The sequence below is a fragment of the Kribbella sp. NPDC050281 genome (genome assembly GCF_040655855.1).
Taxonomy (GTDB): domain Bacteria; phylum Actinomycetota; class Actinomycetes; order Propionibacteriales; family Kribbellaceae; genus Kribbella.
On sequence record NZ_JBFAKS010000016.1, the window covers coordinates 21,720 to 47,093 of the forward strand.

General features: G+C 68.7%; 23 protein-coding genes. 4 read left to right on the forward strand and 19 right to left on the reverse strand.

The window, feature by feature from the left end; translation table 11 throughout:
- Window positions 1-63 precede the first annotated feature (63 nt).
- A complete protein-coding gene (locus AB0I34_RS18870) occupies window positions 64-1,245 on the forward strand; it encodes an MFS transporter (RefSeq protein ID WP_360446585.1) in 1,182 nt (393 codons plus the stop codon).
- Here the strand turns inward: AB0I34_RS18870 and AB0I34_RS18875 are convergent.
- The 12 genes from AB0I34_RS18875 to AB0I34_RS18930 are packed head-to-tail and all read right to left on the reverse strand — an operon-like array spanning window position 1,217 to window position 12,065.
- Window positions 1,217-2,545 (reverse strand): hypothetical protein, encoded by a 1,329-nt coding sequence (locus AB0I34_RS18875; RefSeq protein WP_360446586.1) that lies wholly within the window; start codon window positions 2,543-2,545, stop codon window positions 1,217-1,219. The genes AB0I34_RS18870 and AB0I34_RS18875 overlap by 29 nt on opposite strands.
- Complete coding sequence (locus AB0I34_RS18880; protein ID WP_360446587.1) at window positions 2,542-3,516, reverse strand: transketolase C-terminal domain-containing protein; 975 nt, start codon at window positions 3,514-3,516, stop codon at window positions 2,542-2,544. Before AB0I34_RS18880 ends, AB0I34_RS18875 begins: the two co-directional genes overlap by 4 nt.
- Window positions 3,516-4,460, reverse strand: coding sequence for a thiamine pyrophosphate-dependent dehydrogenase E1 component subunit alpha (locus AB0I34_RS18885; RefSeq protein ID WP_360446588.1), 945 nt, complete (start codon window positions 4,458-4,460; stop codon window positions 3,516-3,518). The genes AB0I34_RS18880 and AB0I34_RS18885 overlap by 1 nt, the downstream gene beginning before the upstream one ends.
- A 3-nt stretch (window positions 4,461-4,463) precedes the next feature.
- Window positions 4,464-5,249, reverse strand: a complete 786-nt coding sequence (locus tag AB0I34_RS18890) for a DUF3050 domain-containing protein (protein ID WP_360446589.1) — start codon at window positions 5,247-5,249, stop codon at window positions 4,464-4,466.
- Window positions 5,250-5,260: 11 nt separating this feature from the next.
- Window positions 5,261-6,166, reverse strand: a complete 906-nt coding sequence (locus AB0I34_RS18895) for a phytanoyl-CoA dioxygenase family protein (RefSeq protein ID WP_360446590.1) — start codon at window positions 6,164-6,166, stop codon at window positions 5,261-5,263.
- Window positions 6,163-7,236, reverse strand: a complete 1,074-nt coding sequence (gene hppD / locus AB0I34_RS18900; RefSeq protein WP_360446591.1) for a 4-hydroxyphenylpyruvate dioxygenase — start codon at window positions 7,234-7,236, stop codon at window positions 6,163-6,165. Before hppD ends, AB0I34_RS18895 begins: the two co-directional genes overlap by 4 nt.
- Window positions 7,236-8,516, reverse strand: a complete 1,281-nt coding sequence (locus tag AB0I34_RS18905) for a beta-ketoacyl-[acyl-carrier-protein] synthase family protein (RefSeq protein ID WP_360446592.1) — start codon at window positions 8,514-8,516, stop codon at window positions 7,236-7,238. The genes hppD and AB0I34_RS18905 overlap by 1 nt, the downstream gene beginning before the upstream one ends.
- The gene (locus AB0I34_RS18910; RefSeq protein ID WP_360446593.1) at window positions 8,513-10,108 is read right to left on the reverse strand and encodes a class I adenylate-forming enzyme family protein; all 1,596 of its coding nucleotides are present in this window, start codon (window positions 10,106-10,108) and stop codon (window positions 8,513-8,515) included. The genes AB0I34_RS18905 and AB0I34_RS18910 overlap by 4 nt, the downstream gene beginning before the upstream one ends.
- The gene (locus AB0I34_RS18915; RefSeq protein ID WP_360446594.1) at window positions 10,105-10,587 is read right to left on the reverse strand and encodes a hypothetical protein; all 483 of its coding nucleotides are present in this window, start codon (window positions 10,585-10,587) and stop codon (window positions 10,105-10,107) included. Before AB0I34_RS18915 ends, AB0I34_RS18910 begins: the two co-directional genes overlap by 4 nt.
- On the reverse strand, window positions 10,584-11,588 hold the full coding sequence (locus tag AB0I34_RS18920) for a beta-ketoacyl synthase N-terminal-like domain-containing protein (RefSeq protein ID WP_360446595.1): 1,005 nt from the start codon (window positions 11,586-11,588) through the stop codon (window positions 10,584-10,586). Before AB0I34_RS18920 ends, AB0I34_RS18915 begins: the two co-directional genes overlap by 4 nt.
- Window positions 11,581-11,811 carry an acyl carrier protein gene (locus AB0I34_RS18925; RefSeq protein WP_360446596.1) on the reverse strand — a complete coding sequence of 77 codons (231 nt, stop codon included), beginning with the start codon at window positions 11,809-11,811 and terminating at the stop codon, window positions 11,581-11,583. Before AB0I34_RS18925 ends, AB0I34_RS18920 begins: the two co-directional genes overlap by 8 nt.
- The gene (locus tag AB0I34_RS18930) at window positions 11,811-12,065 is read right to left on the reverse strand and encodes an acyl carrier protein (RefSeq protein ID WP_360446597.1); all 255 of its coding nucleotides are present in this window, start codon (window positions 12,063-12,065) and stop codon (window positions 11,811-11,813) included. The genes AB0I34_RS18925 and AB0I34_RS18930 overlap by 1 nt, the downstream gene beginning before the upstream one ends.
- Before the next feature lie 17 nt (window positions 12,066-12,082).
- Between AB0I34_RS18930 and AB0I34_RS18935 the strand changes: the two genes are divergently transcribed.
- Window positions 12,083-12,682 (forward strand): 4'-phosphopantetheinyl transferase superfamily protein, encoded by a 600-nt coding sequence (locus tag AB0I34_RS18935; protein ID WP_360446598.1) that lies wholly within the window; start codon window positions 12,083-12,085, stop codon window positions 12,680-12,682.
- Here the strand turns inward: AB0I34_RS18935 and AB0I34_RS18940 are convergent.
- Window positions 12,613-14,013: an AMP-binding protein gene (locus AB0I34_RS18940; RefSeq protein WP_360446599.1), complete on the reverse strand. Its 1,401-nt coding sequence runs from the start codon at window positions 14,011-14,013 to the stop codon at window positions 12,613-12,615. The two genes, AB0I34_RS18935 and AB0I34_RS18940, sit on opposite strands and share 70 nt — an antisense overlap.
- Before the next feature lie 358 nt (window positions 14,014-14,371).
- Between AB0I34_RS18940 and AB0I34_RS18945 the strand changes: the two genes are divergently transcribed.
- Together AB0I34_RS18945 and AB0I34_RS18950 are read left to right on the forward strand one after the other, a co-directional pair.
- Window positions 14,372-15,004 carry a hypothetical protein gene (locus AB0I34_RS18945; RefSeq protein ID WP_360446600.1) on the forward strand — a complete coding sequence of 211 codons (633 nt, stop codon included), beginning with the start codon at window positions 14,372-14,374 and terminating at the stop codon, window positions 15,002-15,004.
- Window positions 15,001-16,161, forward strand: coding sequence for a PrsW family intramembrane metalloprotease (locus AB0I34_RS18950; protein WP_360446601.1), 1,161 nt, complete (start codon window positions 15,001-15,003; stop codon window positions 16,159-16,161). Before AB0I34_RS18945 ends, AB0I34_RS18950 begins: the two co-directional genes overlap by 4 nt.
- Before the next feature lie 18 nt (window positions 16,162-16,179).
- Here the strand turns inward: AB0I34_RS18950 and murQ are convergent, their stop codons facing one another.
- The 6 genes from murQ to AB0I34_RS18980 form a co-directional block, all read right to left on the reverse strand.
- Window positions 16,180-17,091 (reverse strand): N-acetylmuramic acid 6-phosphate etherase, encoded by a 912-nt coding sequence (murQ, locus tag AB0I34_RS18955; RefSeq protein WP_360446602.1) that lies wholly within the window; start codon window positions 17,089-17,091, stop codon window positions 16,180-16,182.
- Between the two features lie 68 nt (window positions 17,092-17,159).
- Window positions 17,160-18,047: a MurR/RpiR family transcriptional regulator gene (locus tag AB0I34_RS18960; RefSeq protein ID WP_131360913.1), complete on the reverse strand. Its 888-nt coding sequence runs from the start codon at window positions 18,045-18,047 to the stop codon at window positions 17,160-17,162.
- Window positions 18,048-18,083: 36 nt separating this feature from the next.
- Window positions 18,084-19,769, reverse strand: a complete 1,686-nt coding sequence (locus AB0I34_RS18965) for a serine hydrolase domain-containing protein (protein WP_360446603.1) — start codon at window positions 19,767-19,769, stop codon at window positions 18,084-18,086.
- 35 nt (window positions 19,770-19,804) lie between these two features.
- Window positions 19,805-21,088 carry a DUF1343 domain-containing protein gene (locus tag AB0I34_RS18970; protein ID WP_360446604.1) on the reverse strand — a complete coding sequence of 428 codons (1,284 nt, stop codon included), beginning with the start codon at window positions 21,086-21,088 and terminating at the stop codon, window positions 19,805-19,807.
- Window positions 21,089-21,112: 24 nt separating this feature from the next.
- Window positions 21,113-23,653 carry a glycoside hydrolase family 3 N-terminal domain-containing protein gene (locus tag AB0I34_RS18975; RefSeq protein WP_360446605.1) on the reverse strand — a complete coding sequence of 847 codons (2,541 nt, stop codon included), beginning with the start codon at window positions 23,651-23,653 and terminating at the stop codon, window positions 21,113-21,115.
- Between the two features lie 226 nt (window positions 23,654-23,879).
- The gene (locus AB0I34_RS18980; protein ID WP_360446606.1) at window positions 23,880-25,334 is read right to left on the reverse strand and encodes a ketol-acid reductoisomerase; all 1,455 of its coding nucleotides are present in this window, start codon (window positions 25,332-25,334) and stop codon (window positions 23,880-23,882) included.
- Window positions 25,335-25,374: the final 40 nt, after the last annotated feature.

The following is a 25,374-nucleotide window of genomic DNA, read 5'->3' on the forward strand; positions in this document are numbered from 1 at the left end:
GTCCTCTCGCGCGGGCTGAAACTGGATCTGTAGGGGATACCGGTCCGGCCCTAGCGTGAAGGTATGACCACGGCATGCGAGTTCCCCACAGTCCAGGTGACCACTGCGCCCCGACTGGTGACCGGCCAGTTCGGACGGTTGCTGGTGATGGTGTTCGGGTCCGGGCTGAGCATGTACCTGCTCACCTCGGTGGTCCCGCTCTACCTCGCCGCGAACGGGTCCGGCGGGATCGGCGCCGGGCTGTCGACCGGCGCGATGATGCTGGCCGCGGTCGGGACCGAGCTGCTGGTCCCGCGGATGCTGGCGCGCTGGGGCTACCAGGTCGTCCTGGGTCTCGGGCTGATCCTGCTGGGTGCGCCTTCACTGCTCCTGCTGGTCACCGCATCGCTGCCCGTCGTCCTCACGATCTGCGTGGTGCGCGGAGCCGGCCTGGCGATCATGGTCGTCGGTGCGGTCGCACTGGTCGCCGACGTAACCCCCGACGGCCGGCGCGGTGAAGCGTTCGGGATCTACGGACTGGCCGTCGGAGTGCCGGCAGTGATCGGACTGCCCCTCGGTGTCTACCTCACCAACCTGGTCGGCTTCGGCGCTCTGTTCGTGCTCGCCGCGGCCAGCTCCCTTCTGGTCCTCGGCATGCTGGCCGGGATGCCCAAGGCGACCAGCGAGGACGAGCAGCACGTCAAGGTGCTGGGCGGACTACGCGGTAGCGGCCTGATGATGCCGACCTTCGTCTTCGCCGCGGTGACCGTCGCCGCGGGCATCAGCGTGACCTTCCTGCCGCTGGCCGTTGCCGAGGACAAGCACTCCCTTGTCGCGACCGCCCTGCTGATGCAGGCGATCACCGCTCCCGCCGCACGCTGGCTGGCCGGTCGGTACGCCGATCGCGTCGGCCCGGCCAAGTTACTGGCACCGGCGCTGATCCTGGCAGCCTCGGGTGCGGGCGCCCTCGTCCTGATCGGCAGCACAACTGCGATCGTCGTCGGTTCGACGCTCTTCGGTCTCGGCTTCGGCGCAGCTCAGAACCTCACGCTGACGATGATGTACGACCGCGTGCCGAAGTCCCGCTACGGCCAGGTCAGCGCCCTGTGGAACCTCGCGTACGACGGCGGCTGGGGCGTCGGCGCCATCGTCTTCGGCGCCGTGGTCGCGGGCACCGGCTACTCCGTCGCCTTCGGTCTGACCGCCGCCATCGTCGCGCTCGCGATCGTCCCGGCGGTCAAGGCGTCAGTAGCAGCCCGCTCGTGAGCGCTCCCTGCGCAACGTTGACCACCGGCCCGGCCCCCGGTACGGCGAACCGGACGTAGGCGCCGGCCGGAGTACCACCGAACAGATAAGGCGCGATGCAGAACGGTACGGCGTCCTCATGGACCTCACCGGTGGCGATCTCGACGAACTGCATGGTGAGCCGGTCGACCGGGACGTACCGCTGCAGGATGTATCCACCCTCGAACAGCGCGGCGTCCAAGGCCTCCTGCCAGGTCTGCACGGACACCTCCGGCCCGACGACGACACCGACACCGCCGTAGGAACCGGACGGTTTCAGCACAAGTTCGTCCTGGTCCGCGATCGCCCGGTCGCGCAGGTCCCGCGACAACACGTCCGTTCGCGGGACATGCCGACGTACGACCTCGGCATCGTCGGCGGACATCGAGTCCAGATCCGTCCAGAGCCAGGCGAAGATGGACTTGCTCGCCAGCAGCCAGCTCGCGGTCGGGGTGAAGACCCGGACCGTCTTGGTCCGTATGGCGGTGCCTAGGGCGTCGAGGCCGGCGCTCGGCGTCGTGCCCTGCGGGACGAACATCCGCAGTACCGCGTCGATCGGCCCGTCGTCGACGAGCAGCCGGCCGGCGTCGTCCAACGTCAGCCACTCGACCGGGAACACTCGCATGTCCAGCCCGAGTTCGCGACCGCGCTCGCTGAACGGCTCGAGGAGCTTGATCATCGCCAGCCCGTCCTGGGAGCCCGGATACGTGCCGCCGGTGGTGAAGATCATCGCCAGCCGGTCCGTCCCGGTCAGCTCGAGCGCCGACCGGACCGCCTCGTACCGCGCATCGACCGCGGACGGCGGCGCTGCCAGCCCGATCCCGTCCAGCACCGGATCCCCGTCGTACGCCGCCAGGAATCGCTGGGCGACCCCATCGGAGTCGTGCGCACCACCGAGTGCGCTGTCGATGTTGGCCTCGACCACGTACGGCGTTCCCTCCGCGAGCAGGATGTCCGCCCGGACACCGCCGAGCAGGTCCTCGGTCAGCGGGAGATCCTCGTCGAGCAAGTCGATGTAACCGGCCGGCATGCCGAGTGCCTGCCGCAACTCCCCCGCGGTCGAGGCACGCTGCAGGCACGCGGACAGGATCAGCCGGGCGACGGTCGCCGAGATGTCAGTGAACCGGCAATACGCGACCGCGGACATGATCGGCGGCCGCAGCGGCCGCCACTCCTTGTTGTGCGTCGCCACGCCGTCGTACACCTGCTGCCACGCGTCGAGTCCGCGCGCGACCAGCGCCGAACGCACCGCCGGGGGCAACTCGTGCCACCTGTCCGTCATTGTTCCTCCAGTACGGCGTGGATCGCGGTGACCAACTGGTCCCGGCCGGGTTGCACGGCCCGGTCCAGCGCGAGAGCGAAGGGGAGCACGGCGCCATCCGGCCGGGTCACGCGGCGAGGTGGTGCGGCGAGGTCGAAGCGTTCGGCGGCGATCGCGAGGAGCTCGGCGGCGAACCCGCTGGTCCGATTCGAGTCGTCGATCACCACGAGCCGGCGGGTCTTGGCGACCGATGCGGTCAGGCCCTCCACATCGAGGGGATAGACCGTACGCGGGTCGAACACCTCGACGGAGATCCCGAGGCCGGCCAGCTCGTCGGCGACCACCAGCGCGTCCTGCACGAGGTGGCCGAGGGCAACGACTGTGACGTCGGCGCCGCTGCGAGCGATCCGTCCGACGCCTAGCGGCACGGGTGCGAGGGTGCTGAAGTCGAGGTCGTCGCGGACGCCCAGGGCACCGGACGGCGCGAAGAAGACGACCGGGTCGTCGTCCCGGATCGCCGAGACCAGCAGACCGTACGCATCGGCCGGAGTGGCCGGGACCGCGGTCTTCACACCGACGTGCGCGAACAGGGTGTACGGATGGTCGGAGTGCTGGCCGGCCCACCCGGTCCGCGAGCCCGAGCCCGGGACGACGTACGTGACCGGGACCTTGCATTGACCGCCGGTCATCAGCGAGAACTTGTGGGCCTGGTTGGCGATCTGCTCGAAGACCAGGAACAGCAACGACGGGATCTGGAACTCGATCACCGGTCGCATCCCGGCCAGCGCCGCACCGGTGGCGAAGTTGGTGAACGCCTGCTCGGACAATGGAGTGTCCAGTACCCGGTCGGGACCGAAGCGCGCGAACAGCCCGGCCGTCACGTTGGACGCGGCGGCCCGGATGTCCTCGCCGAGCAGGAAGACCGACGGATCGCGCTCCAGTTCGTCGCCGAGCGCGCGGTTGAGTGCCTTCAGATACGACAGTTTGGGCATCAGCGCAGCACCTCCGGCGAGGCGTACAGGTACTCGAGAGCGGCCGCCGGATCTGGGTGGGCGCTCCCCAGAGCGATCACGGCGGCCGCATCGAGCAAAGCCTCGACCTCGGCATCGACTGTGGCCCGGTCCTCGGCCGCCAGTCGTGCGCCCTGAATCTCTACTGGGTCCCGCGACCGCCCAGCGGAGATCTCCTCGATCGAGCGGTAGGTGAGCCGGGCTCGGTGCTCGAACGTGTGGTGCGCGTCGAACCGGTACGTGGTGCATTCGAGGAAGGTCGGGCCCTGACCGGACCGGGCCCGCTCGACCGCGACTCTGGATGCCTCCAGCACCTTTTCCGGATCCTGGCCGTCGACCGTGACGGCTGGGATCCCGAAAGCTTCGGCACGGGCCGTGATGCTGCCGGCGACCGCGGACGCGACCGGCATCGTGGTCGCGTATCCGTTGTTCTCGCAGACGAAGACCACCGGCACCTGCCACAGAGCGGCCAGGTTGAATGCCTCCAGCAACATGCCCTCGTTCATCGCTCCGTCGCCGAAGAACGTCGCGGCGACGGTGTCCCGGCCGAGGCGGCGATGCGCCCAGGCGGCACCGGTCGCGATCGAGCCGGCCGCGCCGACGATCGCGTTGGCGCCAAGGATGCCCAGGCCGAAGTCGGCCGCGTGCATAGAACCGCCGCGACCCCTGTTCAGCCCACTTTCCCGGCCCATCAGTTCCGCGAGCAGCCGGGCCGGGTCGACGCCCCGGGCCAGCACGTGCCCGTGACCGCGATGAGTGCTGGTGATGACGTCGGTGTCCGTCAACGCCGCGCAGACCCCGGCCGCGATCGCCTCCTGGCCGATGTACGGATGGATGCCACCGACGATCTCCCCGGACCGGACGAACTCGATCGCCCGCTCCTCGAAGCGGCGGATCAGGCGCACAGTCCGGTAGAGATCGCTCATCGGTCAGCCCTTCACCGCGGCCAGGATGGCGTCCCACAGGCGAGCACGCGCGGCCAGCGCGGTGTTGATGGTGTCGGCACAGGCCTCCCACTTCGCCTCGTCGTCGCCACACAGGTCGCTGACCATCTGCATCGCCATCGGCGTGTGCTGCTCACCGTCGACCTCGATGTGCCGCTCGAGGTAGTCGACGAAGGTGTTGAGCTTGTTGGAGCGCTCGTTCACCGCGACCACCTGGGTGAACATGTCCGGGATCAGGTCCTCCCGGCCGAACGCGAATGCGGCCGCCTGGCAGTGGACCGGCGCGTTCTCGATGATGCCCCACGTGGTGCCGGCGAAGTCGACCGACGCCTGCGGTACGCCGGCCTCCCGCAGCGACTCGATCACCGAGCCGCCCTGGCGCAGGAGGTCGATCAGGGCCGAGATCGCCGTGGTGTCGGCTCCGGCCTCCTCCATGCCGTTCACGTACAGCTCGAAGTGGCTGATGAACCCGTCGCCGAGTTCGTCGCTCTCCTCGACCATCACGATGTCGTTGATCAGCCGGCGACTGCCGGTGTGCGCGGTCGGGATCCACGGCACGGTGACACAGGTGAGCTCACGCTGCAACGACTTCAGCAAGGACATGAAGTCCCACACGGCGAACACGTGGTGCTCCATGAAGGTGACCAGAGCCTCGTGCGTGTCCAGGTTGGCGTAGAGCGGATGCTGCACGACCTTGTCGCGGGCCTCGGTGACGGCCTTCTCGAGCCGTTCGATGCCGGGATGGGTCTGACCCCAGTCGTAACGGGACATGGCGGTTCCTCTCAGCGGTCGGCCCACAGGGTCGGGCAGTAGTCGGGGTCGGCGTAGTCGGGGTGGCCGTCGGCGGTTCGGCGTACCAGGACGTCGTGGTTGTACGCCGCCAGGGTGCCGTCGGAAAGGGGAAACTCGCGGTAGTGGTTGGCGCCGTCCTGCAGGTGCAGGGAGACCGCGCGGCGCGGGCGGTCGCTGACGTTCGCGCCGCTGCCGTGGTAGGTCCGGCAGTGGTGGAAGTTCATGTGACCGCGAGGGATCGTGATCGGGACCTTCACCACTTCCGCGCTGTTGTACGCCGCGTTCTCGGCCAGCATCTGGTCCAGCTGAGACCGATCCCGCTCGGCGAAGTGGCGTACGACCGTGTCGTCCGAGCCGATCTCCCGCCAGCGGTGGCTGCCGTCGACCATCGTGATCGTGCCCATCTCCGGCGGGCAGTCGTGGAACGGGATGAACGCGGTCAGCATCCGGTCCGACGCCGAGGACGACCAGTAGTGCTTGTCGAAGTGCCAGGGCACGATGTTCGACGGCTCGCCCTCGATCGGCGGCTTGTAGATCAGCGTGGACTGGAAGATCCGGATCGCGTCGGCCTGTGCCAGCCGGGCCGCGACCGCGCCGATCAGCGGCTTGCGCAGGATCTTCGCCAGGCCGTCGTGCTCGTAGTGCACGTAGTCGTTGTGCCGCTGCACGTCACCCTTCGACGGATCCCAGTACGCCAGCTTCGGCGGGGCCGCCGGCAGGGTCCGGTCGCGTTCGCCGGCGTAGTACCGCTCGCTGGCGTTGACGAGCTCCTCGGTCTCGTCGTCGGTCAGCAGCTTCTTGGACAGGTACCAGCCGTGCTCGTTGTAGAAGGCAACGTCCTCGTCGGTCGGGAGCAGGTCCAGCTCTTCCTCCGACAGCTTGAACTCCAGGCTCATGCGTCAGCTCCCGCCAGCTCGCGTTCCTTGGCTTCGTAGAGGGCCTTGATGTTGCCGCTGCCGAACGTCATCGCGCCGCGCCGCTCGATGATCTCCAGGAACAGCGTGCGGCGGACGTGCATCGACTCGGTGAAGATCTGCAGCAGCTGACCCCAGTGGTCCCGGTCGACCAGGATCCCGAGTTCCTCGAGTTCCTCGATCGGTGTCTCCACCTCGCCGACGCGCTCCGGCAGGGCCTGGTAGTACGTCGACGGCGTACCGAGGAAGTTGACGCCGCGGCCCGCCAGCGTGCTGACCGCCTCGACGATGTTGCCGGTACGCAAGGCGATGTGCTGCACTCCGGCGCCGGCATGCCAGCTGAGGAAGTCGTTGATCTGGCCGGGACGGCGGTTCGCGTCGGGCTCGATCAGCGTGAACGTGACGTGCTTCGACGGGCTCTGGACGACCTTCGAGTCCATCCCCTGGCCGGCCACCTCGATGTACTCCTCGAAGATCCGTGCGAACCCGAACACCTCCTCGTAGAACCTCGCCGTCGGCTCGAGCTCACCGGACGGCACGCAGATCGCCAGGTGGTCGATCTCGCTGAACAGCTTCTCGTCCGGACCACTCGCGGGCTCGGTGATCTGGAACGCGCCCGGTGCGAACTCCCGCCGTGGGCCGTGCCGCTCGATCAACCGATGGATCACATCGCCGAATCCGGCCACCTCGGCGATCACGACGGTGGTCTCCCGGCCGTCGGTGTACGTCACCGGCTCGCTCACCGGCTCGGCACCGCGCGCCAGCAGCTCTGTGTAGGCGACCGACGCGTTGTCCACTTCCAGACCGATCACGGCGACCCCATCACCGTGGCGCTGCACGTACTCCGCCGCCGGGTGGTCCGCGGCCAGCCCCGAGGTCAGCACGATCTGTACGGCGTCCTCGCGCAGCAGCAGCGACCGCTGATCCGGCAGACCGGTCTCCGGTCCGCCCTGGCCGTGAATCTGCAGGCCGAACGCGTGCCCCAGGTAGAACGCGGCCTGCCGAGCGTCGCCCACGTACAACTCCACGTGGTCGATCCCGTAGATCTCCATCACACCCTCACCTCACTGTTCATCTGTCGCCGCTCCGGCGTGGTGGCGGTGCCGAGGAGCAGGCTCACGTTCTGGCCGCCGAACCCGAACGAGTTCGACAGTGTGTACTCCGGCCGCAGGTCGCGGGGTTCCTTGCGGACGTGGTCCAGCGGGCAGGCCGGATCCGGATCGTCCAGGTGGTACGTCGGCGGCACCAGGCCGGTCGTGATCGCGAGGGCCGCTGCTGCTGCCTCGACCACTCCGGAGGTGCCGAGCATGTGGCCGGTCAGCGCTTTGGTCGAGCTGACTGCCGGGGTGTGGTCGCCGAACGCGAGCCCGATCGCGACCGACTCGGCCACGTCGCCGAGCTTCGTGCTGGTCCCGTGTGCGTTCACGTAGCCGACTCGGCCTGGTTCTACTCCGCCGCTCGCCAGGGCTCGCCGCATGCACTCGGCGGCGCCCATCCCGTCGGGCCGGGGAGCGGTCGGGTGGTGTGCGTCGGAGTTCACGCCGTACCCGGCCACATCGGCGTAGCCGCCGGCGCCTCGGGCTGCCGCATGCGCTGTGCTTTCGAGGACGAGCAGACCGGCACCTTCGGACAGCACGAACCCGTTGCGGCGTAGGTCGAACGGGCGGCTCGCCTCGGCCGGATCGTCCCAGCCCCGCGCCAGCGCTCGCGCGTTGGCGAAGGTTTCGGCGAAGGTCGGGAACAGTGGGGCTTCGCTTGCGCCGCACAGCACCACGTCCGCTTCGCCGGATCGGATCAGCCGCACCGCGTCCGCGATCGCCTGAGCACCCGAGGCGCACGCCGTACCGACTGCTGAGGTGTAGCCGCGGAGGCCGAAGCGGATGGCGATCCGGGCGGCCGGCATGTTGGGGAGGATGCCGGTCAGGAGGTAGGGGCTGACGGCGGCACGACCGCGTTCGGCCCGGGCCAGGACCTGTTGCTCGAGCGTCGCCATACCGCCGACGCCGCCGATGATCACGCCGATGCGGTCGGGATCGACGTTGTCGCCGACGACCAGGCCGGCGTCGTTCAGTGCGTCCTCGGCCGCCAGCTGTGCAAGGACGACCGTCCGATCCATCACCTTGCCGTCAGGGCCGGAGGCGATCTTGCCCGTGTCGATCGGCGGGAGGATGCCGGCGAGCTCGACGGAGTTCGCGATCGGGTGGTCCGCCGGTGGTCTGACGATGCCCGATCGTCCGTGCAGCAAGGCGTCGTACACCGTCTCCATGCCTCGGCCGACGGGCGTGATCAGCCCGATCCCGGTGATCGTCACGCCGCTGCCCGGCGCGGTCATGCCTCTGCCCCGGTCAGGCGCGCTTCGCGGAGTGCGACCTTGCGGACCTTGCCTGTCACCGTGACCGGGACCTCCTCCGCGCCCACCACGGTCACCGTGCGGATGATCGTTGCGACTTCCTCACCGACCGCTGCCTTCACCGCGTCCAAGCGGTCTTCCTCGGCCGCGTCCGGCGTGAGTTCGAGGAGGATGTCGGCGACGTACTCACCGTCGCCCGGCGTGATGATCACCGTGCAGTCGAGGACCTCGGGGAGGGCGGCGAGGATGCGTTCCTCGGACAGCGAGGTGAACAGTTGCGGGCCGTCGAAGCCGGCGACCGCATCGGGGATGCGATCGAGGTGGAAGTAGTGGCCGGTGTCGTCGCAGTAGGCGAGGTCGCCGGTGAGGAACCAGCCGTTCAGGCGGAAGCGGTACGTGTTGACCGAGTCGTTCCAGTAGCCGGGTGAGACGCTCGGCGACCTGAAGCCGAGCAGGCCGGGCTTGCCTGGTGGCAGTTCCTCGCCGGTCTGCGTGAGCACGGCCGCCTCGGCGAACTCGTACGGCTTGCCGATGCACCGGCCGTACTGGTCGCTGTCGCTTGTGTGCGTGATGTGGAAGCCGTTGTGGCCCATCTCGCTGGACCCGAGGCCGTCGATGAAGTGCGACCCCTTGACGGTCACGCGACCGGCGCGGCTGACGGTCTCCCGGGTGCCGACGGCAACGAGTTTGCGGATGTGTGGTTCGTGGGCACAGTCGCCGGTGTTGAACCACATCCGGACCGAGTCGAGGTCATGGCGATTCAGGTCCTCGCGGGCCAGGCCGGCCCAGGTGACGGCGAATCCATAGACGGAGTGCGGTTTCCAGCCTTCGATGTGGTGGAGGACGTTCGGGGCATCCTGGCTGGACAGCAGCAGCATCTCGGCCCGGTTGCCGAGGACCTGGTTCACCATCAGGACCGTGGCGGTGTGCGGGATCGGGAGGGCGTTCAGGATCCTGTCGGTGCCTTGCGCCTGCGGCATCGTGAGCAGGTGCTTCAGAGCGGCGTACAGAGTGGTGTGGGTGTGCATCACCGCCTTCGGTACGCCGGTCGTGCCGCTGGTGTGGGTGATCACGACAGGGTCGTCGGCGTGGTGCCGGTAGTGCTCCGGCGCCCTGGCCGGGTCCGCCGTCCCCAGGTCGCGCGGCTCGCCGAGGATCGGTGCCTCGTGCAACAACTCGCGGTGCGCCGCGTCCGCGAGTACGCCGGTTGCGCGGAGGCGGCGGATGAACTCCTCGGCGATGAGTGGGCTCATCTTGCCGTTCATCAGTGCGGGGATCGCGCCGACCCGGGTCAGCGCGAGGAAGCTCAGCACGATGTCCTGCGCCTCGGTCGCCCAGATCGCGACCACGTCCCGGCGTCCGATGCCGTGCTCGTGCAGCCACGCCGTACGGGCCTGGACCCGCTCGTCCAGCTCGCCGAGGGTCAGTGGGCGCTCGGCCGGGTAGTGGTCGACGGGTGTGTCGAACGTCAGGCCGGGGCCGTTCAGGTCGGCACCGTGGGCGATGACCCTCGCCAGGACGTTGCCGGTTCCGATCGCCGGGTCCGCGGCGAGCCGGGCTCTCAGGCTCTTCATATCGGGTCTCCCCCACTCACGATCCGGGCGGACGCCTGGTCGGCACCCACCTCCACGATCAGGACCTGGTCGGCGTCCCCATCGCCGATCAGCAACGCGGCCTCGTCCTCGCCACCGTCGGTCACACACACGACCGGACCGCGCAGGTCCCACTTCGCCGCGATCCAGCCGGCGATGCTGTTCGGCACCGACTGGAAGAAGAACAACGGACCGATGCGCTTGCCCTCAGCAACCGCCTGGCGTACGTGCTCCGCACTCACGCTGTCCCCGTCACTCACCAGCACGATCCCCGTCCGGGTTTCGCGTGGCTCCGTCAGCCGGCTCATGCATCGCTCAGCCACCACCGCGGCCAACGGGTTGAACACCGACACCACGAACCCCGGCACCACCGGCGGCCCTGCCGCGATGTCATCACCCGGCTCCGGCCAGTAGCCCTCACCGCGCACGACGAGGTCATGAACTTCCAGCAACTCGCTCATCCCGCCCGCACCACCAACGCGGTATTGGCGCCCCCGAACGCCGAGTTCACCGTCATCCCGTACGCCGACGCGGCCGACCGAGGCGCATCCAGAATCAGATCCACCGAACACGCGGGATCCGGCTCGAGGAACCCGGCGTTCACGGGCAACTTCCCCTCCCGCAAGGCCTGCACAGTCACCACGAACTCCACCAACCCCGAAGCCTCCAACGCATGCCCATGCAGCCCCTTCGTCGAACTCACTGATGGGCTACTGCCGAACACTGTGTTGATGGCAGCGGCCTCGGCTGCGTCGGCGAAGGGAGTGCCGGTGGCGTTGGCGTTGAGGTAGCTGATCGCGTCCGCTGGTACGCCGGCCTTCGCCAAGGCTGATCGGATCGCGGTGGCCAGGCCTCGGCCGTCCGGGGATGGCTGGCAGGGGTGGTAGGCGTCGCCGGCGCGAGACCAGCCGAGGAGTTCGGCCAGGCCATCGCCGGCTTGGAGGACTACTGCGGCTACGCCGTCGCCCAGGAGCAGGCCGCGGCGATTGAGGCTGAACGGGCGGACTGTGTTGTCGTCGGCCAACGCCCGCCCGGCGTCGAAGAGGGCGAACTGGTGTGGTTCGACCAGATACGCGGCCGCTACGACGACGCGATCGACGCGGCCGGTGCTGATGAGGGTTCCGGCGTCGGCGAGCGCCGTACTGGCTGAGACGCAGGCGCTGGTGTAGATGCGACGTTGCCCGAAGTCGCAGGCCGGCGCGGAGTGGAGTGCGAGCAGGAGTGGCGTCGTACTGCGGTCGACGCCGGCTTGTGCGCAGGCGGTGGCGATCGCCAGGTCCAGTTCTTCTTCCAGCGTGCCGGTTTCGGCGGCCACCGCGGCGTACCGGACTCGGCGCTTGCTCGTGTCGAAGCGCCGTACCTCGGTGAACGCCGGGGCGCCGGTGAGCTGCGCCTCCGGACCGCGGCCGAGCGCGGTCAGGATCGAGAGGCCGGTGACGGAGACCGGTCGCGCTTCAGACATGGCTGGTCAGCACCTCGGCGATCACGGTAACTGCGTCGTCGACGGTGGTCATCCGCTCGAGTTGGTCGTCTTCGAGCTGTACGCCGTACCGCTGCTCGACCTGATGGACCAGCCAGGCCAGCTCCATCGAGTCGATCCGGTCCGTGCCGGGTGGCCGCTCGCCGAGGCCGGCGAGCCAGCTGATGATCTCGTCCCGCCCGGGCGGTGGTGGGTTCGAGTTCATCAGACCTGCTGAGCTACCCGGCCGGCCACCTCGGTGGTGAACTCGCCGACCGTCATCAGCGCGAGCTGCTCGGACTCGTCGTCGGAGAACCTGACCCCGAACCGATCCTCGACCCGCACCGACAGATCCGCCAGCGCCAGCGACTCCAGGTCCACGCCGGCCGGGCCGAGCGTGGTCTCGTCGTCGATGCCCTCGGTGTCGTAGTTCATGTCCTGCAGTTGCGCGATGACGAAAGCGCGAACCTCGTCCTTCATCTTGTTACCTTCTTTCGGTGGGTGATTCGGTACATGTCTGGGTGGCGCCGGCCGGTGCCGAGTCGCGCGCCACGGCCCACGCGCTGCTGCTCGACCTCGCGGGCACCCTGGTCAGGTCGCCGTCGCTTCATCACGCGGACAACGGGCAGCCGTACGTCGACGGGCTGGCCGTGAGCGTCAGCCACAGCCGCGATCTCGTGGTGGTTGCCGCGTCCCTGTCGGGTCCGCTCGGCGTGGACGTCGAGGACGTCCACCCCCGCGAGGTCACCGCCCTCGCGCACCGCTGGTTCGACCCCGCCGAACTCCAGTGGATGTCGGAGCAGCCCGACCACCTGATCGCCTTCCTCCACCTCTGGACCGCCAAAGAAGCAGTAGGCAAAGCCCTCGGCCAGGGCCTCAGAAACTCCGGGCTCCGCCGCCGCATGCCACTCGGTGGTGGCGCGGTCGACTCGGAGCCCGGGCTGGTGGTGACGTACGTGCCGTGGGAGGGGGCGGTGGTCGCGCTTGCTGCCGGTGCCGGTCTCACGGAAATCGTGCTGACCGCGCATCACGGGGTGGCCCTGCGGAGGACTGTGACGTCTCGGACTAGTTTTCCGGTGGTGGTTCGGGGCAGTTGATCGAGGATGCGGAGGGTGCGGGGGCGTTTGTAGGAAGCGAGGAGTTGGGCTAGTTCGACTTCCAGGTGGGCTGCGTCGCGCGGGCGGTTGAGTTGCAGGTAGGCGGTGATCGCGCCGTCGAACACGACGACGGCTGCCTCGACACCGCGGAGGGTGCCCAGGGTGTACTCGACCTCCGTCAGGTCGACCTTCAGGCCGCCGACCGAGACCTGCGAGTCGAGGCGCCCCTTGATGCTGACCAGACCGGTTTCGGGATCGACCACAGCGGCGTCACGGGTACGGAGCCAGCCGTCGGACCATCGCGCCGGATCGGACAGCCCGAGGTACGGCGATTCAGCCCGCCGGACCTGAAGTTCGCCGTCGACGGCACGGACCTCGATCCCCGGAGCCGGCCGGATCGCCGGGCGATGGTCGCCGTACAGGTCGGTGCCGATGACTCCGACCTCGGTCATCCCGTACATGTTCCCGAGCGGTACGCCGTACTTGTCCTCGAACGACTGTGAGACCGCGGCCGGCACCAACTCGCCACCCGTCGTCATCCGCTTGAACTGCGGCAACTTCGGCGGCTCCTGGACCGACGCGAGCAGCCCGATATGGAAGGGCACCCCGAGAACCGTCGCCGGCGACGTCCCCGTAGCGATCGCCTGCACGATCGCGTCACCCGTCAACCGCGCCGGCGGCACCAACTCGACCCCGGCATGCAAGCCGTAGAGCAGACCTCCGACCAGTCCGAGCACATGCACCATCGACGGCAGCAGAATCAACCGCTCACCCCGCACCGGCACCCCGTCGATCCGCGTGTACCGCAGTACCTCCTCGACGAGATCCTCCGCCGTCCGGCCGATCACCTTCGACGGCCCCGTCGACCCGGAGCTCAGCTGGACGACGGCGTGTGCGGTCCCGGCCGGATGACCCGAGTAGCTGGCCACATCGGTGTGCACCTCGACGAACGTCCGCAGCCCCGACTGCACCGGCCGCTCCGGCGACACCACGACCTGCGGAACCAGCCGCTCGATCGCCCGCCGGACCTCGTAGTCGGTCAGCCGGTGATCCAGCAGGATCGCCTGCCCGCCACTGCGCCAGACCGCCAGCAAATGCGTCACGAAAGCCAACGAGGGCGGTAATCGTAAAGCCGCGGCACCACCGGCACGAAAACCCGCGTTGCGGAGTTCCGATTGACGATCCCGGACCAATCGGCGCAGTTTCGCGCGATCAACAGGTTCCGGAAGACGAAAGCAGATATCGGTGGCCGGACCGGCGAGCAGGACGTCGTCGACCCACTGCGCGCCCTGGGTGGTTCCGGGCACCACGACAGTACCGTGATTGGTCATCCGAGCTCCGAAGTTCGTTGCACACAAAGGATTCGAAGACCAGGACCTCCACCAAGGTCTGGCGATGACGCGACGATACGACACGATCACGCAACTGCGCTATGGACCAGAAGTGATGATCCAACTACCGTTCGCAACCTCTTGCGGAGGCTAATCCAACCGCCGAAAAGACACCGGAAACAATACATCGAGAGGTTAGGATTTCCGTCCAGGCTCAGTCGCAGTGAGGGTTTACCCCACGGACAAAGAAACAGTCCGGCAGACCGCACCGGACTATGCCGCAGAGATTGTGGCACGCAGGTACGCCGAGCTGACGCCGCTACAGTGATGGCGTTGAAACTGGCGTGCGGAGGGGCCGATGACAGCAGGTACGGAGGAGACGCCAAGGGACTGGGTTCCGGTCGAGCACAGGTGGTTCGGACTCGACCGACGGACCTTCCCGGCCGCGCTGACCAGCCTCGCCATAGCGCTGGTGCTGATCTACGGCTTGCCGGCGCTGAACGCGGCGATTCCGTGGCACAACCAGATCAAGGCCGGTCAGGTGCTCGAGCTCGGCAACGGTGCGACCGCGGTGCCACCGGTCGGTTGGCAACTGGAGAGCGGGAGCCTGACTGGCGGGAGCGCGACGAGCCTGCAGGTGAAGCTGGCCAGCGGAGGCGCCACGATCGAGCTGACCGGTACGTCGTACGACGGCACCGCGACGGCGTTCCTGGATCAGGTGGATCGGTCGGAAAGCGACACCCCGGGCGTGAGTGGGCGGCGCGGAACGCTGACGACCGGAGGCGGCCTGGTCGGAGTCGTGGAGAGCCGAACCTCGACCGGCGGTGACGGCATCGATGCTGCCTTCAAGATGGCCACCGGCGCACCCGAGGCGGTGGAGGCTGCGCCTGCGCTGCTCGTCAGCGTCCGCACCGCGCCCGGCCAGTTCGAGCAGTACCAGGACGAGGTGGCAGCCCTGCTGCGCAGCATCACCCCGGGGCCGGCCCGATGACCGACACCGCAGTGCCCGAAGGCAAGGCCGCTCAGCTCAGCGCGATCGAGGAATCGGGCTGGGGGCAACCGTTCCGGTTCCTGCAACCGCACAACCTGGCGTTCTGGGTCTACGTCCTGGGCGTCGGCGGCGGCGCCCTGACGATGCTTCGGTACTTCGGGCCGCGAGCCTCGTTCTACACGCCGGCCCTGGCCGGAGGCATCCTCCTCTTCGCGCTCTACCTCGTGCCGTGGCTGCTGCTTCTGCGCCATCACAACCGTTTCACCGCCCAGCCTGCCGGGCTGCTGGCGACCGGCTTCGTCTGGGGTGGCGTCGCCGCGACGTTCTGGATCGCACTGCCGGCCAACCAGGCGTTGCTGGAGATCTGGGCGAAGGCCGGCGGCAGCTCCTTCGGCGGGGACTGGGGCGCCGGACTCACCGCGCCGATCAACGAGGAGTGGGGCAAGGCACTCGGGTTGGTGCTGCTCATCGGCCTCGCGCCACGCCTGGTCCGCAGCGCGTACGACGGGTTCATCATCGGCGCGTACATCGGTCTCGGCTTCCAGGTGTTCGAGGACGTGCTCTACGTCTACAACGGCGCGACGCAGTTGTTCGGCGTCGACCAGCTCGGCGCGTCAGTGCGGGTGTTCCTGCTTCGGGGCGCGGCCGGGATCGTGTCCCACGCCCTGTTCAGTGCGATCTTCTGCGCCGGCCTGATGTGGGTTCTCGGCCGGACCCGCGGCGAGCGCAGCGTGGTCAGAGGCGTACTCACCATGCTGATGGCCATGCTGTTCCACTTCGCCTGGGACGACATGGCCGGTCTCAGCGGCGGTGGTGTCGCCGCGGCCGGGTTGCCGTTCGTGATCGCGGCCATCGAACTGACGGCGCTGTTCTACGTCCTGCGGCACGCCGCCCGGCAGGAACGCGTCTGGACCCGCGCCCTGCTCGCCCCCGAACTCGCAACCGGCGCCCTCGACCCGGCTCTGCTGGACGCGGTCAGCGGCCTGAGAAGAGATCGCAAGGCGTACCGCAAGCACCTCCACAGCCGCCGCAAGGCCCGGCACCTGCTGGAAGCCGCCACCGACCTGTCCCGCGAGCTGGCCCGGGCCCACGGCGCCGAAACTCCCGGTGTAACCCACGCCCGGTCCGAACTCCTCCGCCTTCGCTCCCCCGCCTAAGTGGCAGTGTGGCTGTGCTCAGGCGGACGCGGTGCGCTGGGGCGGGGCGCCGAGGGTGGCCAGGGCGTCGGCTACTCGACCGTGGGCATCCTCGAGCGCAGCCCGGGCCGCCGGGATGGTGGCGCCGGTGAGTAGGTGGACGAGGGCCGGCTTCAGTTCGCCTTCGGCCGCGGCCAGCGCGGCTTCGCACGCCTGCTCGTCGGCGCCGGTTGCCTCGGCGAGGATGCGCAGCATCCGGCCGCGGAGCTTCTTGTTGGTGGCGACCAGGTCGACCATCAGGTTCGACCAGGTCCGGCCGAGCTTGATCATCAGCGTGGTGGAGAAGGAATTGAGGATCAGCTTCTGCGCCGTGCCGGCCTTCAGTCGCGTCGATCCGGCGATGACCTCAGGCCCGGTGTCCGCGGCGATCACGATGTCGGCCAGCGGCGCCAGCGGAGCGTTCGGGTTCGACGTCACCAGCACGGTGGTCGCACCGGCCGCCCGGGCCGCCTTGAGGGCCCCAGCGACGTACGGCGTACTCCCGGAGGCAGCGAGCCCGATGACGATGTCCTGGCCGGTCACAGTGGCCGCGTCCGCGGCACCGCCGTCCTCGGAGTCCTCGACGTTCTCAACCGCGCGGAACAGCGCGTCCATCCCGCCGGCGTGGTGCGCGACCACCAGGTCCTCGGGCGTGTGGAAAGTAGGCAGCAACTCGGCGGCGTCCAGTACGGCGAGGCGTCCCGACGTCCCGGCGCCGAAGTAGTGCACCCGACCGCCGCCACGGACCGCCTCGACGGCGGCATCCACGGCCTTGGTCAGCTCGGGAATGACCAGTCCGACGGCGCCCGCGACCCGTGCATCCTCGTTGTTCACCAACTGCAGGATCTCGGACGTCCCCACCGCATCGATGGCGAGCGTCCTCGGGTTGCGCTGCTCTGTCGGTGAGGTCACAGCTTCGATGTTAGTTTCCTACTGAAGGATTTTCAATTCCGTTCATCCTTGACAGGAAACCGTTGGCGTCACTCAGAGCCCTTGAGCCGGTGACCACGGACCGAGGTGGCCGTCTCCTCCAGCGCCTTGCGCGCGTCCGGCAGCACCTGCTGCGCGACCCCGATGAACAGGCAGTCGATCACGGTCAGTTGCGCGATCCGGCTGGACATGGCCCCGGACCGGTACGTCGTCTCCCGGGCGGCCGTGGTCAGCACCAGATCCGCCGTCTTGGCCAGCGGCGAGCGGGGGAAGTTCGTCACCGCGACCGTGGTGGCGCCGTGCTTGGCCGCCTCCTCGAGCGCCTCGACGACCTCGACCGTCGTACCGGTGTGGGAGATGCCGATCGCCACGTCGCCGTCCCCGAGCAGGGCGGCGCTGGGCAGCGCGACGTGGACGTCGGACCAGGCGAACGCGACCCGCCGGATCCGGTGCAGCTTCTGCTGCAGGTCGAGCGCCACGAACGCGCTCGCACCGAAGCCGTACAGGTCGACGCGAGGCGCGTTCACGACCGCGGTCACGACCTTGGCCAGGGCGTCCACGTCGACCTGCTGGGCGGTCTCACGGACCGCCCGCTCGTCGGCGAACGCGACCTTGCTGACAACGTCGGCCAGCGAGTCGCCGGGCTCGATGTCGCCGCCCACCTCGGGTCGCGCACTCTCCTGCGCCGACTGGGCCGCCAACTGCAGGCGGAGCTGCGGATAGCCCGGGACGCCGATCTGCTTGCAGAACCGGATGACCGTGGTCTCCGAGGTGGATGCCACCTCGGCCAGTTCGGAGATCGTCATCGCGGCCACTCCGCCCGGGTCCGCGAGGACCGCGTTCGCCACCCGCTGCTCGGCCGGGGCCAGCGCGGGCATCACCGCGCGGACCCGGACCAGCAGCGGCCCCGTGGGTTCTGGAGAGGTCGTTGAATTCATGACAGCCACGGTACGGCGCCTATGCACGAAGTGGGGTCACCGACGCGAAAGTCTCCAACCTGAGGCGACAAATGATTCAGGCGTTCGCTCTCCGTCGAGAAGAACATCGCGTCCGTGCGTGATCTTCACACCGTCGACGTACACACCGCGGCCCTGATACAGCGGATCGGAGGCGTACCGCCACCGGATCGTCTGCGCACCCTCGCCGAGTTCGGCCGACACTTGGTGCCAATGCCGGTCGCCGGAGCCGCTGATCGACCCGTCGGTGTCGATCACGGTTCCGCGGTCCCGCACGGTGAACGGCAGCTTCGTCCAGGTGGTCCCGTCCGTGGACGTCTCCAGGTAGAGCAGATCCGTGTCCTCGGTGTCGACGAACAGGTCGAACGCCAGCTTCGCTCCCCCGGCCGGTACGGCGACCTGCGTGGCCAGGGTTGTCGTCGCGTTGTCCGTCGTACCGGAGAACCAGGCGTCCTTGCCGTGCTGCGGACCGACGCCGAGCGCCAGGGCAAGCCCTTGCACGACAGCCCGGCGAGCCGGGTTGTTGCTGCCCCAGTTGCGGCTCGGGTGGACCCGGTTGGTCAGCAGGATGGCGAATGAGCGCGAGTCGAAGTCGATCACGATCGACGTCCCGGTGTAGCCGGTGTGGCCGGCCGTCCGCGGCCCGGACAGGCCGCCCATGTACCAGCGCTGGTTCAGCTCGAAGCCGAGGCCGTGGTCGTTGCCCGGGAAGGCCTGGTTGAAGTTGGTGATCATCGCGGTCACCGAGGATTCCTTCAGGATCCGGGCACCACGGTAGCTGCCGCCGTTCAGAAAGGTCTGGGCCAGAACGGCGAGGTCGTCGGCGGTGCTGAAGACGCCGGCGTGACCGGCCACGCCGTCCAGCGACCAGGCGTTCTCGTCGTGCACCTCACCCCACACCATGCCCCGCGGCGGCGCGGTCTGATACTCCGTCGCGGCGATGCGCGGCTTCTTCTTCGGGTCCGGGTTGTATCCGGTGTCGCGCATCTGCAGCGGCTTGGTGATGCCGTCGGCAACCAACTTGTCCAGCGTCTTGCCGGTCACCCGGTGCGCCACCTCGCCGAGCGTGATCAGGTTCAGGTCGCTGTAGAGGTAGGTGCTGCCGGGCGGATTCTGCAGCTTCGCGGTGAGCGCCAGTTGGAGCCGTTCCTCCGGCGTCTTGCCGGTGCTCCACAACGGCAGCCAGGCCGGGAACCCGGTGGTGTGCGTGAGCGCCTGCCGGACCGTGATGGCTGCCTTCCCGTTCGCGGCGAACTCCGGCACGTACGTCGCGATCGGGGTGTCGAGGTCGACCTTGCCCTTCTCGACCAACTGCATCACCACGATCGAGGTGAACAGCTTGGACACCGAGGCCATGTCGAAGATCGTGTCGGTGCGCATCGGGATCTGCTGGTCGGCCGGCAACTCGGTGCCATTGCCGTCGGCGTACTTCAGCGCCATCCCGGTGGCGGTCCGGGTCACGACCTTCCCGTCGTGGCCGAGCAGCGTGACCGCGCCGGCGTACAGGGGCTTCGCCGCACCGTTCGGGCGGGTCCAGCCGTCGACCTGGGCGAGCGCCGCGTCGATCGGTGCCGGGTCCAGGCCGGCCTTCGCCGGGGTCGAGTCACGCAACAGCGTTCCCTTCGGTGCGTAGCCGTCGTACGGCTGGTCGAACCGGCCAGATCTGTTGCCATTGGCAACTGCAGGGCTTGCCATCGTCAGCATCACCGCAGAGGCTATCGTGAGCGCCACCGCGCGGTTCACCGGTGGGCTCCCTTGTAGAGCAGGTACTTGGCGCGGCGCGCGGTCCATGCGTCGGTCTCGGACTTCCACGCCGCGACGATCTGCTCCGCGGTCGCGTCGGCCATCAGCATGGTGCGGAACCGGTCCGACCCGGTCAGCAGGTCGATCCACCGGCCTGGCGGGTTCTCGGCCCGCCAGGTGAAGTCCGGGTAGAGCTTGCGGGCCTCGACGATCATGTGCGTCGCCGCGGTGATCGCCTCGACCCGGGACGGATCGGTGATCTGCACCTGGACGCCGCCGCAGAGCAGGTTCGCGTTCTTGCTGATCGTCGGGGTGAAGTACGCCTCCCGGAACTCCACGCCCGGGATGGTCTTCTGCTGCAACGCCTGCGCCCACTTGTAGTCGACGTACGGCGCACCGATCAGCTCGAACGGCCGGGTCGTACCGCGTCCCTCGGACATGTTGGTCGCCTCGAACAGGCACAGGCCCGGGTAGACCAGCGCGGTGTCCGGGGTGGGCATGTTCGGGCTCGGCATCACCCAGGGCAGCCCGGTGTCGTCGTACAACTGGTCCCGCGTCCAGTTCTGCACCGGGATGACCTTGAGTTCCTTGAGCCGTGCGCCTCCTGCGTCGAGCGGCAGGTACTCGGCGTTGAAGAGCCGGGCGAGCTCGCCCACCGTCATGCCGTGCTGCTGGATGATCTCCTCCTTGCCGACCCCAGAGGTGAACCCGGGCTTCATCATCGGGCCGCGGGCGTACCCGCCGACCGGGTTCGGCCGGTCCAGGACGACGAACCGGGCGCCCGTGGTGATGGCCGCCTGCATCGCCGAGTACATGGTCCAGATGTAGGTGTAGAACCGCGCGCCGACGTCCTGGATGTCGAAGACGACCGTCTCCACCCCCGACTTGGTGTAGAGATCGATCAGCTTGTCCACGGTCGCGCCGTACGCGTCGTACACCATGATCCCGGTGCGGGGATCGACGTGGTCGCCCTCGGATCCGCCGGCCTGCGCCGACCCGCGGAAGCCGTGCTCCGGGCCGAAGACCGCGACGATGTTGACCTTCCCGGAGGCGTGCATGGTGTCGACGATGTGGTTGAAGTCGGGCAGGATGCCGGTCGGGTTGCTGATCACCCCGACCTTCTGACCGGCCAGCGCCCGCCAGTCGTCCTTGGCCAGCACCTCCGCGCCGGTCATCACCGCCTTGCCCCCTTGTGAACCGCCGGCGTGAGCAGCGGGTACGTCCATCAGCGGGGCGGCGGCGAGTGCACCAGCGCCCGCCAGCAAACTGCGTCGCTTCATCAGATCTCTCCTTCGGGCAGGGCGTCAGGGACGGAACGACAGGTCGGCTACCACGGGGCGATGGTCGCTGGCCGCTTGCTCAGGAGGCACCGCGACCCGGAGGACGTGCAGTCCCGTGCCGACGGTGACGAAGTCGATCCGCTTGACCGGATCGACCGCAGGATAGGTGTTCGGGCCGCCGGAGGTCGTGCCGGCGGTCCAGCTGTCGGTGAGCCGGGTCCACAGTCCCGCGAGCTCCGGAGCGGTCGCCTCGGCGTTGAAGTCACCGGTGAGGATCTGCAGATCCTTGCGGCGGTCGCCGGCCAGGATCTTCATCGTGTCGCGGACCTGGGCCTCCCGGACCGACGGATCCGCCCGGTAGTCCAGGTGTGTGCAGTAGACGTGCACGCGGCGGCCACGGACGTCGATCTCGGCCTCGAGGAATCCGGGCGCCGGGGCCGGCACCGGGTTCGGGTCCTGGGTGGACAGCCGGGTGATCGGGTGGTTCTCGGTCCGCACCAGCGGGAACCGGGACAGCACGCCGACGCCGTACTGGCGACGCGGCTGACCGGGCGTGGGCGGGTCGAGGTCGTAGATCGGCGCGAACCCGGCGTGCATCCCGAGCGTGGCGGCCAGCTCGGCGATGGTGTCGCGCCACTGGCTGCGCGCGTCCCAGTGAACGTCGACTTCCTGCAGCCCGATCACGTCGGCGTTCAGCGCCTTCAGGGCCCGGGCGGTCCGGTCGAGGTCGAACACGTTGTCCTCGCCGGCCCCGGCATGAATGTTGTACGAGGCAACAGTCAACCGGGTCTGCCGCGGGTCGAGGCCGAGGCCGTGACCGAACGGGTGCAGGGTCACGGACGGATCGGGCTGCGCCGGGATCGCCACCGGCAGTTTGCCGGTGGGCGCCAGCTCGCCGTACAGCACCTTGGCCAGCGCCTCCATCGAGACCGCCGCGTAGCCGTAGGTCGCGAGCGTGGTCGACGCGGACGGGAAGTAGGCGACGTCGTACGGATCGCGGACGGCGACCAGGATCACCGGCCGGCCGGTGGCGAGCAGGGCGTTGACCAGCTTCTGCTGCTTAGCCAACTTGTCAGTGACCTCGGTGTCCCAGGCCTTCATCGTGAGTACGACGGTGAGGTCCGCGTCCGCCGATGCGGCGACGGCATCGTCGATCTTGGCGTCGGTCGGCGTCGCTCCCGTGTCCTTCACGACCGCCGTCGCTCCGCGGTCCTGCAGTGCGGTCCCGAGCGCTGCCGGGCTGTAGCCGGCGACAAGGATCTTCCGCGGCGCCGGAGACAGTGGGAGCAGGCCGGCGTCGTTCTTCAGCAGAGTCGTACTGCGATCCGCGATCCGCTGGGCGGCGGCGTAGTTCGCCGATGTGCCGACCACCTTCGCGACGCGGGCGAGGTCGACGTACGGCTGGTCGACGACGCCGGTCCGGAGCTTCAGCTTCAGGATCCGCTCGACGCTCTGGTCGATCCGGGCCTCGCTGATCCGCCCACCACGCACCGCGTCCAGCACCGAGTTGTACGCGAGCCCCGGGTCGACCGGCATCAGCAACTGGTCGACACCGGCCTCGATCGCCCGGAGCGGGATCTCGGCGTCGCCGTACTTGTCCCGCACGCCCTTCATGCCCAGCGAGTCGGTGATCACGACTCCGTCGAACCGGAGCTGCTCGCGCAGGATCCCGGTCAGGATCGGCTTGCTCAGCGTCGCCGGGTCCTCGGCCGGGTCGAGGGCAGGCACGACGATGTGCGCGGTCATGATCGATTCGATCCCGGCCCGGATCGCCGCCTCGAACGGCGGCCGGTCGATCCGCGTCCACTCCTCCAGCGTGTGGCTGATCACCGGGATGCCGGTGTGGCTGTCGGTCGCGGTGTCACCGTGGCCGGGGAAGTGTTTGGCGGTGGACACGATCCGCCCGTCCCGCTGGTACCCCTTCACCTGCTCGGCGGTCAGGGCGGCGACCACCGCAGGATCAGATGAGAAGGACCGGACGCCGATCACGGGGTTCAGCGGGTTGACGTTGACGTCCGCGACCGGGGCGAAGTCGGTGCTGATCCCGACTGCCTTCAGTTCCCGGCCGCCGATTCCGGCTGCCTGGCGAGCATACTCCGCCGACCGGGTCGCGCCGAGCGCCATCGCGCCCGGGAACTGGATGGCCGGTGGTCCGACCCGGAACACGACGCCGTGTTCCTGGTCGGTGCTGATCTGCAGCGGTACGCCGGTGTCGTCCAGCGCAGCGCTCTGCAGTCCGTTGGACAGCCGGGCGATCTGCTGCGGGTCCTTCACCGAGTCGGTCCAGGCGAAGTAGATCACCCCGCCGAGGTGGAACTTGCGCACCACTTCGGCCGGCGTCGCGACGCCGTACAGGCTCGTATTGCGGGCATCGGCCGTGTCCGCGGTCGGTCCGTAGGCGTAGCAGACGAACAGCTGGCCGACCTTCTGCTCCAGCGTCATCCGGCGCAGGGTCTCGCGGACCCATCGGTCGGTACCTGCTTGGGCGGTGGTTGTTCCGGCAACCGTCGTACCGGCGACTGCTGCCGCCGCGAGTCCGAGGGTCTGACGTCGGGTCAGGTGCAAGGCGAAAACCCCCACAAGTAATTGAATTACAGGCGCTCCCCCGCGACGCGAAAGTTACCCACATGCCCACGGTGGGTCAAGACTTGACTACGAAACTGACGCTGCTCCTACGTACAGATGAACAGGTAGTACTGAGTGAGGGGGTAGTGCACCCGCGCTTAGGGGTGCGGCGTGTACGGCGTATCGGGGGTGCACTACCTGTCCGTCTGCACGCCATCGCCACTGGTCAGACGGAGATGGCCACCGAGGGGCGGAGCTTGGCGGCCGCGGCGAGGGCCTCGTGAGCGGGGTTGCCGAGGAACTGCTCGATCAGGGCCTGGTCGGCCGGCTCGTGGACACGGGGCAGGGCGATCTGCTCGTACGCCGCCTGGAAGCGCGGACCCCAGTGACGGGTGCCGAGCCGGGCGGTCCGTGAGCAGTTGTCGACCATGTAGGCGACGTCGCGGGCGTGCATGTAGGGCAGCAGCGAGTCGACCGCCTCGATGACGGATTCGTTCACGATCTCGGACCAGGCGTGGCCGCGGGCCGCGAACTCGTCGAGTTGGGCGACCATCGTGGCCACGAACAGTCCGGCGGTGAGCGGGTCGATCCCGGTCCGCACCGACGTACGGCGGGCGTGCACCGCCGTACTGTGCGACCACATCGGGCTGCCGGCGATCGGGGACATCGGGCGGGTGGCGAGGCGCTGCTCGGCCAGGATCACGCTGCGTAGTTCGGTGCCCTCGGCAACTTCGTCGTAGATCTCGGCGACCAGGTCGCGAGCCGGCCGGTAGGCGACGGAGTAGGCCCGGTCGAACAAGTCCTCGTCACCCGTGGCGCCCCGTACCGCCGCCAGGCCCGAGTCCGAGATGGTGCGGGCGATCGGGCCGGTGATCGACTCGGTGGATCGCTCGTACGCCGTCACCGGATCGGCGCCCGCGATGACGAAGTGGCGATAGAGCGCCTCCACCAGACCGTGGACCGCGCCGAGCAGGATGGCACGCTCGCCGACGATGTCGGACCGGTACTCGTCGGCCAGCGTGGTGGCGAACGTGTACGGCGATCCCAGGCCGATCGACCAGGCCAAGGCACGGTCCGTCGCGTGGCCGTCCGGGTCCGCATGGACGGCGATGCTCGCGTTGATGCCGGCGCCGTTGACCGTCGCGCCCTGCTGGTACAGGCGGCGTACCGAGTCGCCCATTCCCTTCGGGCACACGGCGATCACCGGATGACCCGCGGGGAAGTCGCTGCCGATCGACTGCAGATGACCCAGCAGGAAGCCGTGCGAGAGCCCGATCGTGGCACCGGGCTTGAGCACCGCGAAGATCCTCTCGTGCTCGGCGGCCAGCGCTGCGTCGGCGATGAGCAGGATCACGAGGTCCGAGTCCGCGGCGACCGCCAGCCAATCCCCGAGCGTGCCGTTCTCCTCGGTGAAGCCGTGCGCGCGGGCATCGTCCGCCGATCGCGAACCCGGCCGCAGCCCGACGGACACGACCACCTCGGTCCCGGCCAGCGAGTCCCGCAGGTTCTGGGCCTGGGCGCTGCCTTGCGGCCCCCAGCCCAGGACACCGATCCGCCGTACGCCGCGCAGGGCCCGCGGCAGCAACGGGAACAGGTCACGGCCGCCACGGACGATCGTTTCCGTCCCGCCCGGAACCGTCATGGTCTCGGTCCGGAAGACCGACGAGGTGAGGGTGCTCATGACCTTCAGTTAAGGTCGATCAGAGGCGTTGCAGCAAGCG